The organism is Bacillus sp. TL12 (assembly GCF_022625245.1).
Taxonomy (GTDB): domain Bacteria; phylum Bacillota; class Bacilli; order Bacillales; family Bacillaceae_G; genus Bacillus_A.
The window spans coordinates 245,945-260,502 of record NZ_JAJJBY010000001.1 but is presented as its reverse complement, the minus strand read 5'-3'; the positions used below and the strand labels follow the sequence as shown (position 1 = coordinate 260,502).

Genomic DNA, 14,558 nt, shown 5'->3' with positions numbered 1-14,558 from the left:
CTAGTATGTATAAATGAATGCAGTTTGGACATAATGGCGAATAGAATCTGGGAGACTGTAAGGAGATGAAAGCCATATGTTCAGTTGTCCAAATTGCAGAGGGAAAGACATTGGGAAAATAGGTGTCAACCAATTTTATTGCTGGAACTGCTATATTGAATTATCGGTTTCAAAGGGGAAAATCCATACGCATCAAGTAGAAGAAGATGGCTCGCTTAGTTCTCTTGATGATTTATTTGATGAGAATGAACGAACCATCGGATAATCAAAAGGGGGATTTACTTTGAACGTACGCAATTCACTAATCGCATTAGGTATCGGAGCTGCGGCATATCAATATGCACGTAAACAAGACGTGTTTTCCAAACGCAATATGAAAAGAGCACGAAAAATGATTAAGTCTTATCTATAATTATTTCTATAAAGTGAAAAACTCCCGTATGCATTAGGGAGTTTTTTCATGTGCTCGTATATAAATAAAATAGTCCGATTTCAGAAAAAAGATAAGAAAGTCCGTAACATCCAATACCGAGAACTCCATAATACCACAACTGTTTTGCACGTTCTTTCCGCGTTGAACGTGTGAAGAGTCCTTTCCAAATACCAAAGCCAATGCAAACCCATTCTAGTATCATGAAAAGTGCTGAAAGAACTAACATGAACCAAACCACTTGATCCCTCCTCACCTAAATGCTTGTCCATATGATGTTAAATATATGTAAGTTTTTTAAAAACAGTATGGTCTGTATGAAATTATTTTAGTCCGGTTATTTTTTTAAAAGTTTTGCACATAACCTTCTCTATTTCTTTTCAAAATAAGAGGGGAGGAGGTTTTTCGTTTGAAGAATCTTAAAATTATTTGGATCTATCGATTGGGATTATTGTTATTAGTGTTTCTATGTTTACTCGTTTTCTTAAAAATCAAGCCATTATGGGCGCCAATTATATTTGTTTTTAAAGTAGCAATTACACCATTTTTTATCGCTTGTTTCATTGCGTATTTACTGCATCCCTTAATTGAAAAATTACATAAAGAAGGAATGCCGCGTACACTTGCTATTTTGCTTATTTATATTCTCTTTTTCGGCGGTCTCGGATACGGGATTTATAAAGGGACACCAGTTGTCATTAGTCAGTTGCAAGAAATTAATAAGCAATTCCCGCAATTTATGAAAATGTATGATTCTTGGCTGGACGGTGTGACGGAACAGACGGATAATTTTCCATCGTTTATTCATGAAAAAGTAAAGCAAATATTTGTCGGCATTGAAATGAAGATACAAGCACTTTTAAATAAAGTGATGAGTACAGCGCGTGGTGTACTGGATTCATTGCTTATTATTTTCTTAATTCCGTTTATTGTATTTTACATATTAAAAGACTATGGAGAGTTTTATCATATCTTTTGGAAGATGGTTCCGAGTAAATGGCGTAGCACAGGGCAAGTGTTAGCGAAAGAAATTGATAAGTCACTTGGAAGTTATATTCGAGGACAATTATTTGTTTGTTTAGTTTTAGGGGGAGTGTCTGCTCTTTCATTTTGGTTTATCGGTATGAAATATCCTTTACTACTTGGGATTATTGTTGGGGTTACTGATATTATTCCTTACTTTGGTCCAATTTTAGGAGCGATTCCGACATTGATGATTGCGGCAACGGTATCCACGAACCTTTTCATTAAAGCGAGTATTGCACTTGCTATTTTGCAATTTGTTGAAAGTAACATTCTCTCTCCGTATATTGTTGGGAAATCGTTACGTATGCATCCTGTTATTATTATGCTGTCTCTGTTGATTGGAGGAGAAGTAGGCGGAATCGTAGGTCTTTTAATAGCAGTTCCTATTTTAGCGGTAGTTCGTACAGTCATTGTTCATATAAAGCCACTATGGAAACATTGACAAATGGAAACGGATTCGCTACAATTTTGGCATATAGTATATGATTTTAAATTGATGACGGAACGAGTATGTCACAGTCCATTTCTAGAGAGAAGCTTCCATCGGCTGAAAGAAGTTTTAAATGAAGGGTGACAGAACGCTAATCCTGAGAGCAGCTAATCACTGTCGTCTTGCCACGTTACGGCACCATGAGGTGATGAACCGAGATTGTAAAGATCGGTTCATAATTAGGGTGGTATCGCGAGTTAACTCTCGTCCCTTTTATAGGGACGGGAGTTTTTTGTTTTTATGGAATTTCTTAAAGGAGGAAATATAGATGAAACAATTAACAGGCGCACAAATTCGTCAAATGTTTTTAGACTTTTTCGAGGAAAAAGGGCATGCAATTGAACCAAGTGCATCATTAGTTCCGCATGAGGATCCATCTCTTTTATGGATCAACAGTGGTGTAGCAACATTAAAGAAATACTTTGATGGTCGTGTAATCCCGCAAAACCCACGTATTACAAATGCACAAAAATCAATTCGTACAAATGATATTGAAAACGTTGGGAAAACAGCTCGTCACCATACATTCTTTGAAATGTTAGGGAATTTTTCAATTGGTGACTATTTTAAAGAAGAAGCGATTACATGGGCTTGGGAATTCTTAACGAGCGACAAATGGATTGGATTCGATAAAGAGTTGTTATCTGTAACAATCCATCCTGAAGATGATGAAGCATTTACAATTTGGAATGAAAAAATGGGTGTTCCAAAAGAACGAATCATTCGTCTAGAAGAAAACTTCTGGGATATTGGTGAAGGACCAAGTGGGCCAAATACAGAAATTTTCTATGACCGTGGTGAAGCTTATGGCAATGATTTTAGCGATCCAGAATTATATCCAGGCGGAGAAAACGAGCGTTATTTAGAAGTATGGAACCTTGTATTCTCTCAATTTAACCATAATCCAGATGGCTCATATACACCACTTCCAAAGAAAAACATCGATACAGGGATGGGTCTAGAGCGTATGACATCCATCGTTCAAGATGTACCTACAAACTTCGATACAGACTTATTCATGCCGATGATTGGTGCAACAGAATCAATCTCTGGTGAGAAGTATCGCGATGGTGATGTAGAAAAAGATATGGCGTTTAAAGTAATTGCTGACCATATTCGTACAGTAACATTCGCTGTAGGTGATGGTGCTCTTCCTTCTAACGAAGGCCGCGGTTATGTATTACGTCGTTTATTACGCCGTGCTGTACGTTATGCGAAGAAATTAAACATTAACCGTCCATTCATGTTTGAATTAGTACCGGTTGTTGGCGAAGTAATGAAAGACTTCTATCCAGAAGTTCTTGAAAAGAAAGACTTCATTGCAAAAGTTGTGAAAAATGAAGAAGAGCGTTTCCATGAAACTCTTCATGATGGTGAAGCAATTTTAGCAGAAGTAATTGCAAAAGCGAAAGAAGAAAAAACAACTGTTATTTCTGGAGTAGATGCGTTCCGTCTATATGACACATACGGTTTCCCAATTGAATTGACAGAAGAATATGCAGAAGAAGCTGGTATGACAGTTGATCATACAGGTTTTGAAGCGGAGATGGAAAAACAACGTGAACGTGCACGTGCTGCTCGTCAAGACGTTGATTCTATGCAAGTTCAAGGCGGCGTACTTGGAGAAATTAAAGTAACGAGTGAATTCGTTGGTTATGGTACAGTTGCGACAGAAAGTAATGTTGTTGCACTTGTGAAAAATGGCGAGTATACAGATAGCTTACAAGCGGGCGAAGAAGGGCAATTAATGCTTGATGTAACACCATTCTATGCTGAGAGCGGTGGACAAATTGCAGACCGTGGTTACCTTCTTGCTGATGGTGTAAAAGTCCTTGTAAAAGACGTACAAAAAGCGCCGAATGGTCAAAACTTACACAAAGTTGTTGTTGAAGAGGGTACTTTAACGAAAGAAGCGGCTGTAAAAGCTGTTATCGATATGAAAAACCGTAGCAGCGTTGTGAAAAACCATACAGCGACTCACTTACTTCATCAAGCATTAAAAGATGTACTTGGAACACATGTTAACCAAGCTGGTTCTCTTGTAACATCAGAACGTTTACGCTTTGACTTCTCTCACTTCGGTCAAGTACAAGCTGACGAATTAGAAAAAATTGAGCGTATTGTAAACGAGAAAATTTGGGAAAGTATTGATGTTGAGATTTCTCAAAAAGCAATTGAAGAAGCAAAAGAAATGGGTGCAATGGCATTATTCGGTGAAAAATACGGAGATGTTGTACGCGTTGTCCAAGTAGGCGATTACAGCTTAGAACTTTGTGGTGGTTGTCACGTTGATAACACAGCATCTATCGGTATTTTCAAAATCGTTGCTGAGTCTGGTATCGGAGCAGGAACGCGCCGCATTGAGGCAGTGACAGGTAAATCTGCATACGAATTAATGAACGATCAAGTAGGGTTATTAAAAGAAGCTGCAGGTAAAATGAAAACAAATCCAAAAGATATTTTAACAAGGGTAGATGGTCTGTTTGCTGAAGTGAAACAACTTCAAAAAGAGAATGAATCTCTTGCTGCGAAATTAAGCAATATTGAAGCTGGAAACTTAACAGATTCAGTTGTTACAGTGGACGGAGTAAATGTATTAGCAACAAAAGTAAATGTTGCGGATATGAATAACTTACGTACAATGATGGATGATCTGAAAAATAAATTAGAGTCTGCAATTGTTGTATTGGCAGCTGTAAATGAAGATAAAGTGAATATCCTAGCAGGTGTAACGAAAGATTTAATCAGCCAAGGTTACCATGCTGGTAAACTTGTGAAAGAAGTTGCTTCTCGTTGCGGTGGTGGCGGTGGTGGTCGTCCTGACATGGCTCAAGCAGGCGGTAAAAACCCAGCACAAGTGAATGAAGCTTTAGCATTTGTAGAAGAGTACGTTAAATCTGTTTCAAAATAAAGAGAGAGTAGTGTACAATAGTAGGGAGAGGAGAAATTCTTCTCCCTATACTTACTACTTATAAGTGAGGTGCTTAAAATGGACGGTTTTGATAAAACAATGAAGTTTAACTTTCAAGATGAAAAACAGAGTGTCCATGTAAATGATGTACTTTTAACTGTGTATGATGCACTTCAAGAAAAAGGATATAATCCGATTAACCAAATTGTCGGTTATTTATTAAGTGGAGACCCAGCATACATACCTCGTCATAAAGATGCACGAAACATTATTCGTAAGCTAGAACGTGATGAAATAATTGAAGAGCTTGTGAAGTCTTATTTGAAACAACATCGTGAGGAGTAGTTTATGCGGATATTAGGTTTAGATGTTGGTACAAAAACAGTCGGCGTGGCGATTAGCGATGAAATGGGCTGGACAGCACAAGGCTTAGAAACGATTAAAATCAATGAAGAACGAGAAATTTTCGGTTTTGATCGCATTTCTGAGTTAGTAAAACAGTACAATGTGGACAAGATAATAGTAGGATTGCCAAAGAACATGAATGGTACAATCGGACCACGTGGTGAGGCTTGTCAGCAATTTGCACAAAGCCTACGTGAACTGTTACAATTAGAAGTCATGATGTGGGACGAGCGTCTGTCAACAATGGCGGCGGAACGTCTTCTTATTTCGGCTGATGTAAGTCGAAAGAAACGGAAGCAAGTTATCGATAAGATGGCGGCAGTCGTGATTTTACAAGGATATTTAGATAGTAAATAAGAGGTGACCAAAATGGAAGAAAATCAAATTACAATTGTAGACGAAAAAGGAAACGAACATTTATGTGAAATTATTTTCACTTTTGATGCTGAAAAATTTGGCAAAAAATCTTATGTAGTCTTCTCTCCAATCGGTGAAGTTGACGAAGATGGCGATCAAATTTATGATGCGATGGCTTTCGAACAAAACGAAGAAGAATCAGGTGGAACATTACTTCCAATCGAATCTGAAGAAGAGTGGGAAATGGTACAAGAAATGTTTAACACACTTGCTGAAGAAGAAGATGGCGAAGAGTAATTTAGGTGAAAAAGATGGGCTGTACATACAGTCCATCTTTTTTGTATTCTTGTGCAAAATGACAGATTTTTTGTCGAAACTACATAATTATTTATAGTATAATGAGACGGATTGTATTAAATAAAAAACTATCTGCAAATGAATGAGTTTTGCTTTGGGTTTGTAGGGCATTGTATAGAGGAAGTACATATGGTCTACAATGGAATAAGGAGGAAGGATTTTGATAGAGAATCAAGTAAAGAAGAAGCGTAGACGTGGTTTTCTAATTGCGATTATTGCGCTACTCGTAGTCTGCGGGTCAGTCTATGTGTATATTTCATCAGCGTTAGGACCGGTTGATAGCGGAAATAAAAAAGAGGTTGAAGTAGAGATTCCAAAAGGTTCATCTACAAGTAAAATTGGAGAGATTTTGGAAGAAAAAGGCGCGATTAAAAACGGTACAATATTTAGCTTTTATGCAAAAGCAAAATCTAAAAATTTACAAGCTGGCACATATTTATTGAACTCCTCAATGAATGTAGAAGAAGTAATGGAACAAATGTCATCAGGTAGTGTACATCGCCCAGTTGCTTATAAATTGACGATTAAAGAAGGTGCACAAGTTGTTGAAATTGCCGATATCATTGCGAAAGAACTGAAATGGAATAAAGATGATGTTGTGCGTCAATTAAACGATAAGGCATTTATTCAAAAGATGCAGCAAAAGTATCCGGTACTATTAACGAACAAAATTTTTGATGTTAATATTAAATATCCGTTAGAAGGTTATTTATATCCAGCGACGTATTCTTTCTATAAAAAAGATACGACTTTAGAAGAAATTGTAACGCAGATGCTTGAAAAAACGAATGCATTAATTGTTCAAAATGAGGCGAAAATGAAAGAGAAGAAGTGGGACGTTCATCAGCTTTTAACATTGTCTTCACTCATTGAAGAAGAAGCTACTGGTTTTACAGACCGTCAAAAAATCTCTAGCGTCTTTTACAATCGTTTAGCGAAAGGAATGCCGCTTCAAACAGATCCGACAGTATTATATGCACTTGGAAAGCATAAAGACCGCGTGTTATATGAGGATTTAAAAGTAAATTCGCCTTACAATACTTATGTTGTAAAGGGATTACCTGTTGGACCAATTGCGAACTCTGGTAAACATTCTGTACAAGCAGCATTAGAACCTGCACAAACAGATTATTACTATTTCTTAGCAGCACCAAGCGGTGAAGTGTATTATGCGAAAACGTTAGAAGAACATAATGCATTGAAACAAAAATATATTACGCAAAAGAAATGAAAATAGGAGGGAGAGCGAAAAGGGTCGCATATCCCTCTTTTTTATGGTAAAATATATCGGGTTAAAAACTGGCAGAAGAATCGTTTTTAATATCAAAACGGGACGTACAAGCTAAGGGTGAAGCTGGCTTGTATTTTTATTGCATTCTATGTGTGAAAAGACAAAGGCTGACACGTCATAGAGGCACTTCTCCATGTAAATAAGGAGGACCATTTATGGAGGATGCAGTTAACGAGTACCTATTATCATTTATTGATCCAAAAGATGAACTGATTCTTGAAATGGAACAGTATGCAAGTGAACATCATGTGCCGATTATGGATCGTCTTGGAATGGAGTTTATGTTGCAATTTTTACGTTTAATTGGACCGACAAGCATATTAGAGCTTGGAACAGCAATTGGTTATTCGAGTATTCGTATGATGCAAGCTATTCCAAATTCGCGAATTGTGACAGTAGAACGCAATAGCGATCGATATGAAAAAGCACTTGAATATATAGAGCGTTCTCCTGTAAAAGAACGTATTTCCGTTATTTATGGTGATGCACTAGAAACAGGTGAACAAGTGAAAGAACACGGAACATTTGATGTTATTTTTATTGATGCGGCAAAAGGACAATATCGTCGCTTTTTTGACTTATATGAACCGTTATTAAATCCGGGTGGTGTCATTATTTCAGATAATGTTATGTATCACGGACTTGTAACGACGAAAGAGAAAATCGAAAATAGGCGTACACGTGGTTTGATTCGTCGTATTAAGACGTACAATGAATGGCTTATGAACCATGAAGGATATGATACAACCATTTTCCCAATTGGTGATGGAGTAGCCGTGAGTAAAAAGAGAGGGTGACAAAGGTATGAAAAAACCTGAATTGTTAGTAACGCCAAGAGCGGTGGCGGATATTGAACCTCTTGCAAAAGCAGGGGCAAGTGCCGTAATGATCGGTGAACAAAAATTTGGTTTACGTTTAGCAGGGGAATTCTCACGTGATGATGTAAAACAAGCTGTGAGTATTGCGCATGAAAATGGTATGAAAGTATACGTAGCGATGAACGCTATGTTCCATAACGACAAAGTAGAGGAACTAAAAGACTACGTTGCATTCCTGCAAGAAGTAGATGTAGATGCGATTGTCTTTGGAGATCCAGCAGTATTAATGACTGTACGTGAAGTAGCACCAAATATGCAAATGCACTGGAATACAGAAACAACAGCAACAAACTGGTTCACATGTAACTATTGGGGCCGTAAAGGTGCAAAACGTGCCGTACTTGCACGTGAATTAAGTTTAGATGAAATTGTTGAATTAAAAGAAAACGCTGAAGTTGAAGTGGAAGTACAAATTCATGGTATGACATGCATGTTCCAATCAAAACGTTCATTAGTAGGGAACTACTTCGAGTACCAAGATCGTAATCTGGAAATTGAAAAGAAAAAGCATGAAGAGAATATGTTCTTACATGATCCAGAGCGTAATAACAAATATCCAATTTATGAGGATGAAAATGGTACTCATATTATGAGTCCGAATGATATTTGTTTCATTGATGAGTTAGATGAACTGATCGATGCTGAAATTGATAGCTTGAAAATTGACGGTGTGTTAAAAAGCTCTGCGTACATTATCGAAGTAACAAAGAAATATCGTAAAGCTATTGATTTATGTGTAGAAGATCGCGATGCGTATTATGACGTGAAAGACGATTTATATAAAGAGATAGAAGAAATACAACCAGTAAATCGTCCGTTAGATACAGGATTTTTCTTTAAAGAAACGGTTTACTAAACGAGGAGGGTGTAGGATATGACTGTACAAGAAATTTCACGAGTAATCGATGGAAAACGTGTTATTGTGAAAAAACCTGAACTGTTAATCCCTGCAGGTAATTTAGAGAAATTAAAAGTAGCTATTCATTACGGTGCAGATGCTGTATATTTAGGTGGACAAGAATTCGGTCTTCGTTCAAATGCAGGGAACTTTACGCTAGAAGAAATGGCAGAAGGCGTAGAATTTGCAAAGAAATACGGTGCGAAAATATATGTAACAACAAATATCTTTGCACATAATGAAAACATGGATGGATTAGAAGATTATTTAAGAGGGATTGAAAAAGCTGGTGTAACAGGTATTATTGTTGCAGACCCTCTTATTATTGAGACGTGTAAACGTGTAGCACCTTCTGTTGAAGTACATTTAAGTACACAGCAGTCTCTATCCAACTGGAAAGCAGCGCAGTATTGGAAAGAAGAAGGCTTGCATCGTCTTGTATTAGCACGCGAAGTCGGCTATGAAGAAATGAAGGAAATTAAGGAAAACGTTGATATTGAAATCGAAGCGTTCGTCCATGGGGCAATGTGTATTGCATACTCTGGAAGATGTACATTAAGTAACCATATGACAGCACGTGACTCGAACCGTGGTGGTTGTTGCCAGTCTTGTCGCTGGGATTATGACTTAGTTCAAACAGTATCACAACATAAAGAAGCAGAAGAACTTCCTTTATTCCAAGAAGGCGATGAACATTTTGCAATGAGTCCAAAAGACTTAAATCTGATTCTTTCGATTCCGAAAATGATCGAAATTGGAATTGACAGCTTGAAGATTGAAGGGCGCATGAAATCTATCCATTACGTAGCGACAGTAGCAACTGTGTACCGCAAAGTAATTGATGCGTACTGCGCGGATCCTGATAACTTTGAGTTTAAACAAGAATGGTTAGACGAGCTTGATAAATGCGCAAATCGTGATACAGCTCCTGCATTCTTTGAAGGCGTTCCAGGATATAAAGAGCAAATGTTCGGGAACCATAGTAAGAAAACAACGTATGATTTTGCTGGTTTAGTGTTAGATTATAATGAAGAAACAGGCATTGTTACGTTAGAGCAGCGTAATTACTTTAAACCAGGACATGAAGTTGAATTCTTTGGGCCAGAAATAGAAAACTTTACACAAACGGTGGAGAAAATTTGGGATGAGGATGGAAACGAATTAGATGCAGCGAGACATCCGTTGCAAATCGTGAAATTCAAAGTGGATCAACCAGTGTATGTGAATAATATGATGCGAAAAAGCATACATCAATAAGAAAGAGTGGTAGTCGAATGGGGACGAATAAGCCGGTTGTAATTGGAATTGCTGGTGGTTCAGGATCAGGTAAAACAAGTGTAACAAAAGCGATTTTTGATCAATTTCAAGGTCATTCCATTTTAATTTTGGAGCAAGATTATTATTATAAAGATCAAAGCCATTTGCCAATGGAAGAGCGTTTAAAAACAAATTATGACCATCCATTAGCGTTTGATAATGACTTATTAATTGAGCACTTACATCAGTTGCTTGCATATAAGCCGGTTGAGAAACCCGTATATGATTATACATTGCATACACGCTCAGAAGAAATTATTCCAGTAGAACCGAAAGATGTAGTGATTTTAGAAGGGATTCTCATCTTAGAAGATCCGCGTCTTTGCGATTTAATGGATATTAAAGTGTTTGTTGATACAGATGCTGACCTTCGTATTTTACGTCGTATGCAACGTGATATAAAAGAGCGCGGTCGTACAATGGATTCCGTTATTGAGCAATATGTAAATGTTGTACGTCCAATGCATAATCAATTTATTGAGCCTTCTAAGAAATTTGCGGATATTATTATCCCAGAAGGTGGACAAAACCACGTTGCAATTGATATTATGGTTACAAAAATTGCAACAATTCTTGAAGAAAAAGTGAATTTGTAATAGCATAGTAAAAGATATACGATAGGAAGGGATTTTTTCCCTTCTTATCGAATACAATGAAACATGCAACCTCACCTAATGTTAGGTGGGGGCATATTTATATGAGATTTCCATACATATCTTCTTTATATAAAGAGGCATTGGAAAAAATATGGGGTTGTGTGTGACAACTCCACTGGTGTGTGATTACGCTAGAAACCTCCGCTATTTAATACAGCGGAGGAGTTTTCATATTGAACTCCTCTTTTTTTCGGGGGATTGGTATATAAAAGGAGTGGAAAACATGGCAACAGAAAAAACATACCCTATGACACTTGAGGGAAAACAAAAGCTAGAGAATGAAGTTGAGCAATTAAAAACAGTAAGACGTAAAGAAGTAGTAGAGCGTATTAAAATCGCGCGTAGCTTCGGTGATCTTTCTGAGAACTCAGAGTACGATGCAGCGAAAGATGAGCAAGCATTCGTAGAAGGTCGTATTACACAACTTGAAAATATGATTCGTAACGCAGTTATCATTGAAGATAATGGTGAAGAATCTACAGTTGTAACATTAGGTAAAACAGTAACATTTAAAGAATTACCAGATGGAGACGAAGAAGCTTACACAATCGTTGGTAGCGCAGAAGCAGATCCATTTGAAGGAAGAATTTCTAACGATTCTCCAATCGCAAAAAGCTTACTAGGTAAGCAAATTGGTGAAAAAGTAGCAATTCAAACACCAGGCGGAGAAATGCAAGTAGAGATTATCTCTGTAAAATAATAAAAAAGGTTCACTCCTATGAGTGGGCCTTTTTTATTTTTTCTCTTTTATTATCCCATTGCTCTCAAGATTCTGAGTGAAAAGTTCTATATAATTGTTCATGATAATCTGGTTTGAGCGATAAAAGAGAAAGAGATCCTTGAGGGGATTTTCACTTTATTCGACATAATATGACAATATAAGAGCTTTAATTCTGATATTATGAGTGAGGAATTTTTATACTTTATGTTTGAAGTGTGAAGAGAGTTTAAGAGGGATAAGGAAGAGGGACAGTTCATGAAAAAGAAATTATTTGCAGCACTCACTTGTGGCGTTATGATGACAGGATTAGCGGCATGTGGATCTAGTGAGAAAACAAGTGCATCAAAAGAATCGAAGCAAGAAGAAAGAAAGGACGATATATCTTCGTCTTCCAAAAACGAAACGAATACAAAAGAAAAGCAAGAATTAAATAAGGATAAAAAGAGAGAGAAGTTTGAAGACTTTGATCCAGAGTACCAATTAGCTATTGTCATGAGACTTTTTAATGATGTAACTGTTAAATATGATAATGCAATTGGAAACCCAGAATATATGTTACAAGAGTCGATGGATCAGAAAGCAATAGATGACATGAAGAAGTTATTGCAAGAACAGGCAAAAAATAATGACAAACTTTTAAAAGATGAAGTAAATCAAGCTGTTACTTTCCTAAAAGGATCTAAGTTAAAGAAGGATGAAACTCAAAAATTAATCAACGCAGAAAATAACTATTTAAAGATAACAGAAAAGTTGATAGCGTGTTTAGATTCTGTAACAGTTGAGAATGCAAAGGAAAAAAGAAATGAAATGAATTCTCTAAAACAAGAATATGTGAAAAGTGCAGAGCAAGTAAGGACTACCGCAGTTGAAGTTGCTCAAAATTCCGGTTTAAATGTGGAAACTTATAAATCAGTTTTCGAAAAATATGCAAAGCAACCCGTCAGCCAATAAAAAATAATTACACCATATAGGACTGGATAACATTTCACTTTGTATAAAAGGACTAACACCTCGTCTAAACTGAAAAAAGACGAGGTGTTTTTGTATGAAAATCAAGAACAGAATGATTATCATTTTATTATGCTTTATATGTATGATGCTTGTATTACTTGGTAGGCTAGCACAAATACAACTTATAGCCACGGAATCATTTACGAAGAGACATATAAATTTACTTGAAAAGAGTGTCACCCAACGTACACAAGCTGTCACAGTGGATGATGGTAGGGGGCATTTTGTTGATCGAAATGGGGAAATTCTGGGTGAGGAAAGATACCCAGTTTTAGTTATTTTTCCATTTCTACAAATAAAAAGTGACATGTTAGAGAAAATTGCGCATATCATTGGTGTGTCAAGGCAAGACATAAATCTGCAAATGAAAGGAAAACGAAAACCATTTATATTTCGAAGAGGTGATAAACCGTTACAATTAACGAAAGAACAGATGAAAAAGGTGAATCGCACTGATATGTTAGGTATGGTGGCAACTGAAGTGAAAATAAAACAATCATCTGAAGCAGAGCACCTTATCGGTGTAGTCGGGGAAAATGAGAAGGAATTTAAAAAACGATATGAGGAACTAAAAAAAATATCTAGCCAAACACCGATTGGTATTTCTGGATTACAGCAATCGTTTGATGAGTTTTTAATGACTGATGGTGAAACGAAAGTACTGTATCAAGTAGATAGGCAAGGAGAACCGATTTTTGGAAAACGCGCGAAATATACATCTCCTGGAAATCCTTTTTATCCCGTTACGATTCAAACAACGATAGAAAAATCGTTGCAACAAAAAGCTGAAGAAATCGTGCAGAAACATGGACTCAAGAAGGGTGGATTAGTATTACTTGATGTCAAGTTGAGTGAAATTGTAGCAATGGTGAGTAAACCGTCCTTGCAGATGAACAATCAAAATACATATAAAAAAAGAATAGAAAATCAAATGCTAACACCGCATTTTCCTGGTTCTGTCTTTAAAACAGTTATTGCGGCTGCAGCAATTGATAATGATATAATTCAATCCCATCGTAAGTTTAACTGTGATACAGATCCGTACGGTGAAAATCCCCCCCAGGTTATGATGGGGAAGTTAAGCTTTACAGAGAGCTTTGCTAGAAGTTGTAATAGGACATTTGCAGTGCTTGGTGACGAATTGATGCAAAAGGATAAACATGTAATGGAAACGTATTTAGAGGCGCTAGGAGCGAGTAGGACGGTAGGATGGCAAGGACAAGTGTTTCATACACATGAGTTTAAACAATTGTTAGAAGAGAAAAAAGCAACCGTTTGGAATGGGGAAGAAAATAAGGGGAGTCATAAAGCAATCGCTCAAACGGCCATTGGGCAAAAAGACGTAAAAATATCCCCTTTAGCCGTCGCAAATATGATGGCGACGATTGCAAGGAATGGTGAAAAGAGGGAAGTAAAAGCTGTAAAAGAAATACGTTACAAAAATGGAACAAAATTTTTGGATTTTGAAGACCATAAACTGGAAGGGCGACAACTCCCTTATAGTACAATGAAACAAGTACAATCCTTGTTAAGGAAAGTCGTAACGATGGAAAAAGGCACGGGTGCGACTTTTCAGTCATTACCGCTATCTATTGCCGGAAAATCTGGGACGGCACAAACAGGAAAAGGGGAGCGTGTAAATCGCTGGTTTGCGGGGTATTTCCCGTACGAAAACCCGAGATATGCGCTAGTAGTTGTTGATTTAGAAACGAATAATAAAGAAAATACTGTAACACCGATTTTTAAAGAATTTGTAGAAGAGATATCCCGTTTGGAAAACAGAAGGTAATCTTGCAATTTATTATCAAAT

Annotated in this window: 16 protein-coding genes and 1 other annotated feature; of the genes, 15 read left to right on the top strand and 1 reads right to left on the bottom strand. The window is 36.9% G+C overall.

Going from position 1 to position 14,558, the window contains the following annotated elements:
- The first annotated feature begins 76 nt into the window (after nucleotides 1-76).
- Entirely contained in the window at nucleotides 77-265 is a 189-nt protein-coding gene (locus LOK41_RS01455) for a hypothetical protein (RefSeq protein ID WP_174098900.1), read from the top strand.
- Nucleotides 266-283: 18 nt separating this feature from the next.
- On the top strand, nucleotides 284-412 hold the full coding sequence (locus tag LOK41_RS01450; protein WP_001102898.1) for a YrzQ family protein: 129 nt from the start codon (nucleotides 284-286) through the stop codon (nucleotides 410-412).
- Nucleotides 413-458: 46 nt separating this feature from the next.
- Here the strand turns inward: LOK41_RS01450 and LOK41_RS01445 are convergent, their stop codons facing one another.
- Complete coding sequence (locus LOK41_RS01445) at nucleotides 459-671, bottom strand: hypothetical protein (RefSeq protein ID WP_174098901.1); 213 nt, start codon at nucleotides 669-671, stop codon at nucleotides 459-461.
- 168 nt (nucleotides 672-839) lie between these two features.
- Between LOK41_RS01445 and LOK41_RS01440 the strand changes: the two genes are divergently transcribed.
- From LOK41_RS01440 to LOK41_RS01380, 13 genes are all read left to right on the top strand, one after another.
- Nucleotides 840-1,898: an AI-2E family transporter gene (locus LOK41_RS01440; RefSeq protein ID WP_241814857.1), complete on the top strand. Its 1,059-nt coding sequence runs from the start codon at nucleotides 840-842 to the stop codon at nucleotides 1,896-1,898.
- A 45-nt stretch (nucleotides 1,899-1,943) separates the two neighbouring features.
- Nucleotides 1,944-2,161 (top strand) — a binding site (T-box leader).
- Between the two features lie 53 nt (nucleotides 2,162-2,214).
- Nucleotides 2,215-4,857: an alanine--tRNA ligase gene (gene alaS, locus LOK41_RS01435; RefSeq protein ID WP_241814856.1), complete on the top strand. Its 2,643-nt coding sequence runs from the start codon at nucleotides 2,215-2,217 to the stop codon at nucleotides 4,855-4,857.
- 78 nt (nucleotides 4,858-4,935) lie between these two features.
- The gene (locus tag LOK41_RS01430; protein WP_174098904.1) at nucleotides 4,936-5,202 is read left to right on the top strand and encodes an IreB family regulatory phosphoprotein; all 267 of its coding nucleotides are present in this window, start codon (nucleotides 4,936-4,938) and stop codon (nucleotides 5,200-5,202) included.
- A 3-nt stretch (nucleotides 5,203-5,205) separates the two neighbouring features.
- Entirely contained in the window at nucleotides 5,206-5,619 is a 414-nt protein-coding gene (gene ruvX / locus LOK41_RS01425) for a Holliday junction resolvase RuvX (RefSeq protein ID WP_174098905.1), read from the top strand.
- 12 nt (nucleotides 5,620-5,631) lie between these two features.
- The gene (locus LOK41_RS01420; RefSeq protein WP_241814855.1) at nucleotides 5,632-5,916 is read left to right on the top strand and encodes a DUF1292 domain-containing protein; all 285 of its coding nucleotides are present in this window, start codon (nucleotides 5,632-5,634) and stop codon (nucleotides 5,914-5,916) included.
- 220 nt (nucleotides 5,917-6,136) lie between these two features.
- Nucleotides 6,137-7,207, top strand: coding sequence for an endolytic transglycosylase MltG (gene mltG, locus LOK41_RS01415; RefSeq protein ID WP_241814854.1), 1,071 nt, complete (start codon nucleotides 6,137-6,139; stop codon nucleotides 7,205-7,207).
- A 215-nt stretch (nucleotides 7,208-7,422) separates the two neighbouring features.
- Nucleotides 7,423-8,064 (top strand): O-methyltransferase, encoded by a 642-nt coding sequence (locus tag LOK41_RS01410; RefSeq protein ID WP_174098908.1) that lies wholly within the window; start codon nucleotides 7,423-7,425, stop codon nucleotides 8,062-8,064.
- 7 nt (nucleotides 8,065-8,071) lie between these two features.
- Nucleotides 8,072-9,001, top strand: a complete 930-nt coding sequence (locus LOK41_RS01405; protein WP_241814853.1) for a peptidase U32 family protein — start codon at nucleotides 8,072-8,074, stop codon at nucleotides 8,999-9,001.
- A gap of 18 nt (nucleotides 9,002-9,019) precedes the next feature.
- Entirely contained in the window at nucleotides 9,020-10,300 is a 1,281-nt protein-coding gene (locus tag LOK41_RS01400) for a peptidase U32 family protein (protein ID WP_174098910.1), read from the top strand.
- Nucleotides 10,301-10,317: 17 nt separating this feature from the next.
- Entirely contained in the window at nucleotides 10,318-10,956 is a 639-nt protein-coding gene (udk, locus tag LOK41_RS01395) for a uridine kinase (protein WP_098490236.1), read from the top strand.
- Between the two features lie 283 nt (nucleotides 10,957-11,239).
- Nucleotides 11,240-11,716, top strand: coding sequence for a transcription elongation factor GreA (greA, locus tag LOK41_RS01390; RefSeq protein ID WP_174098911.1), 477 nt, complete (start codon nucleotides 11,240-11,242; stop codon nucleotides 11,714-11,716).
- Between the two features lie 276 nt (nucleotides 11,717-11,992).
- A complete protein-coding gene (locus LOK41_RS01385) occupies nucleotides 11,993-12,688 on the top strand; it encodes a hypothetical protein (protein ID WP_241814852.1) in 696 nt (231 codons plus the stop codon).
- 94 nt (nucleotides 12,689-12,782) lie between these two features.
- Nucleotides 12,783-14,537: a peptidoglycan D,D-transpeptidase FtsI family protein gene (locus tag LOK41_RS01380; protein ID WP_241814851.1), complete on the top strand. Its 1,755-nt coding sequence runs from the start codon at nucleotides 12,783-12,785 to the stop codon at nucleotides 14,535-14,537.
- Nucleotides 14,538-14,558 lie beyond the last annotated feature (21 nt).

Excerpts from the sequence above, each read along its gene's own strand:
- LOK41_RS01455 (WP_174098900.1), top strand. The coding sequence starts at position 77 with ATGTTCAGTTGTCCAAATTGCAGAGGGAAAGACATTGGGAAAATAGGT.
- alaS (WP_241814856.1), top strand. The coding sequence starts at position 2,215 with ATGAAACAATTAACAGGCGCACAAATTCGTCAAATGTTTTTAGACTTT.
- LOK41_RS01430 (WP_174098904.1), top strand. The coding sequence starts at position 4,936 with ATGGACGGTTTTGATAAAACAATGAAGTTTAACTTTCAAGATGAAAAA.
- ruvX (WP_174098905.1), top strand. The coding sequence starts at position 5,206 with ATGCGGATATTAGGTTTAGATGTTGGTACAAAAACAGTCGGCGTGGCG.
- LOK41_RS01420 (WP_241814855.1), top strand. The coding sequence starts at position 5,632 with ATGGAAGAAAATCAAATTACAATTGTAGACGAAAAAGGAAACGAACAT.
- LOK41_RS01410 (WP_174098908.1), top strand. The coding sequence starts at position 7,423 with ATGGAGGATGCAGTTAACGAGTACCTATTATCATTTATTGATCCAAAA.
- LOK41_RS01405 (WP_241814853.1), top strand. The coding sequence starts at position 8,072 with ATGAAAAAACCTGAATTGTTAGTAACGCCAAGAGCGGTGGCGGATATT.
- LOK41_RS01400 (WP_174098910.1), top strand. The coding sequence starts at position 9,020 with ATGACTGTACAAGAAATTTCACGAGTAATCGATGGAAAACGTGTTATT.
- udk (WP_098490236.1), top strand. The coding sequence starts at position 10,318 with ATGGGGACGAATAAGCCGGTTGTAATTGGAATTGCTGGTGGTTCAGGA.
- greA (WP_174098911.1), top strand. The coding sequence starts at position 11,240 with ATGGCAACAGAAAAAACATACCCTATGACACTTGAGGGAAAACAAAAG.
- LOK41_RS01385 (WP_241814852.1), top strand. The coding sequence starts at position 11,993 with ATGAAAAAGAAATTATTTGCAGCACTCACTTGTGGCGTTATGATGACA.
- LOK41_RS01380 (WP_241814851.1), top strand. The coding sequence starts at position 12,783 with ATGAAAATCAAGAACAGAATGATTATCATTTTATTATGCTTTATATGT.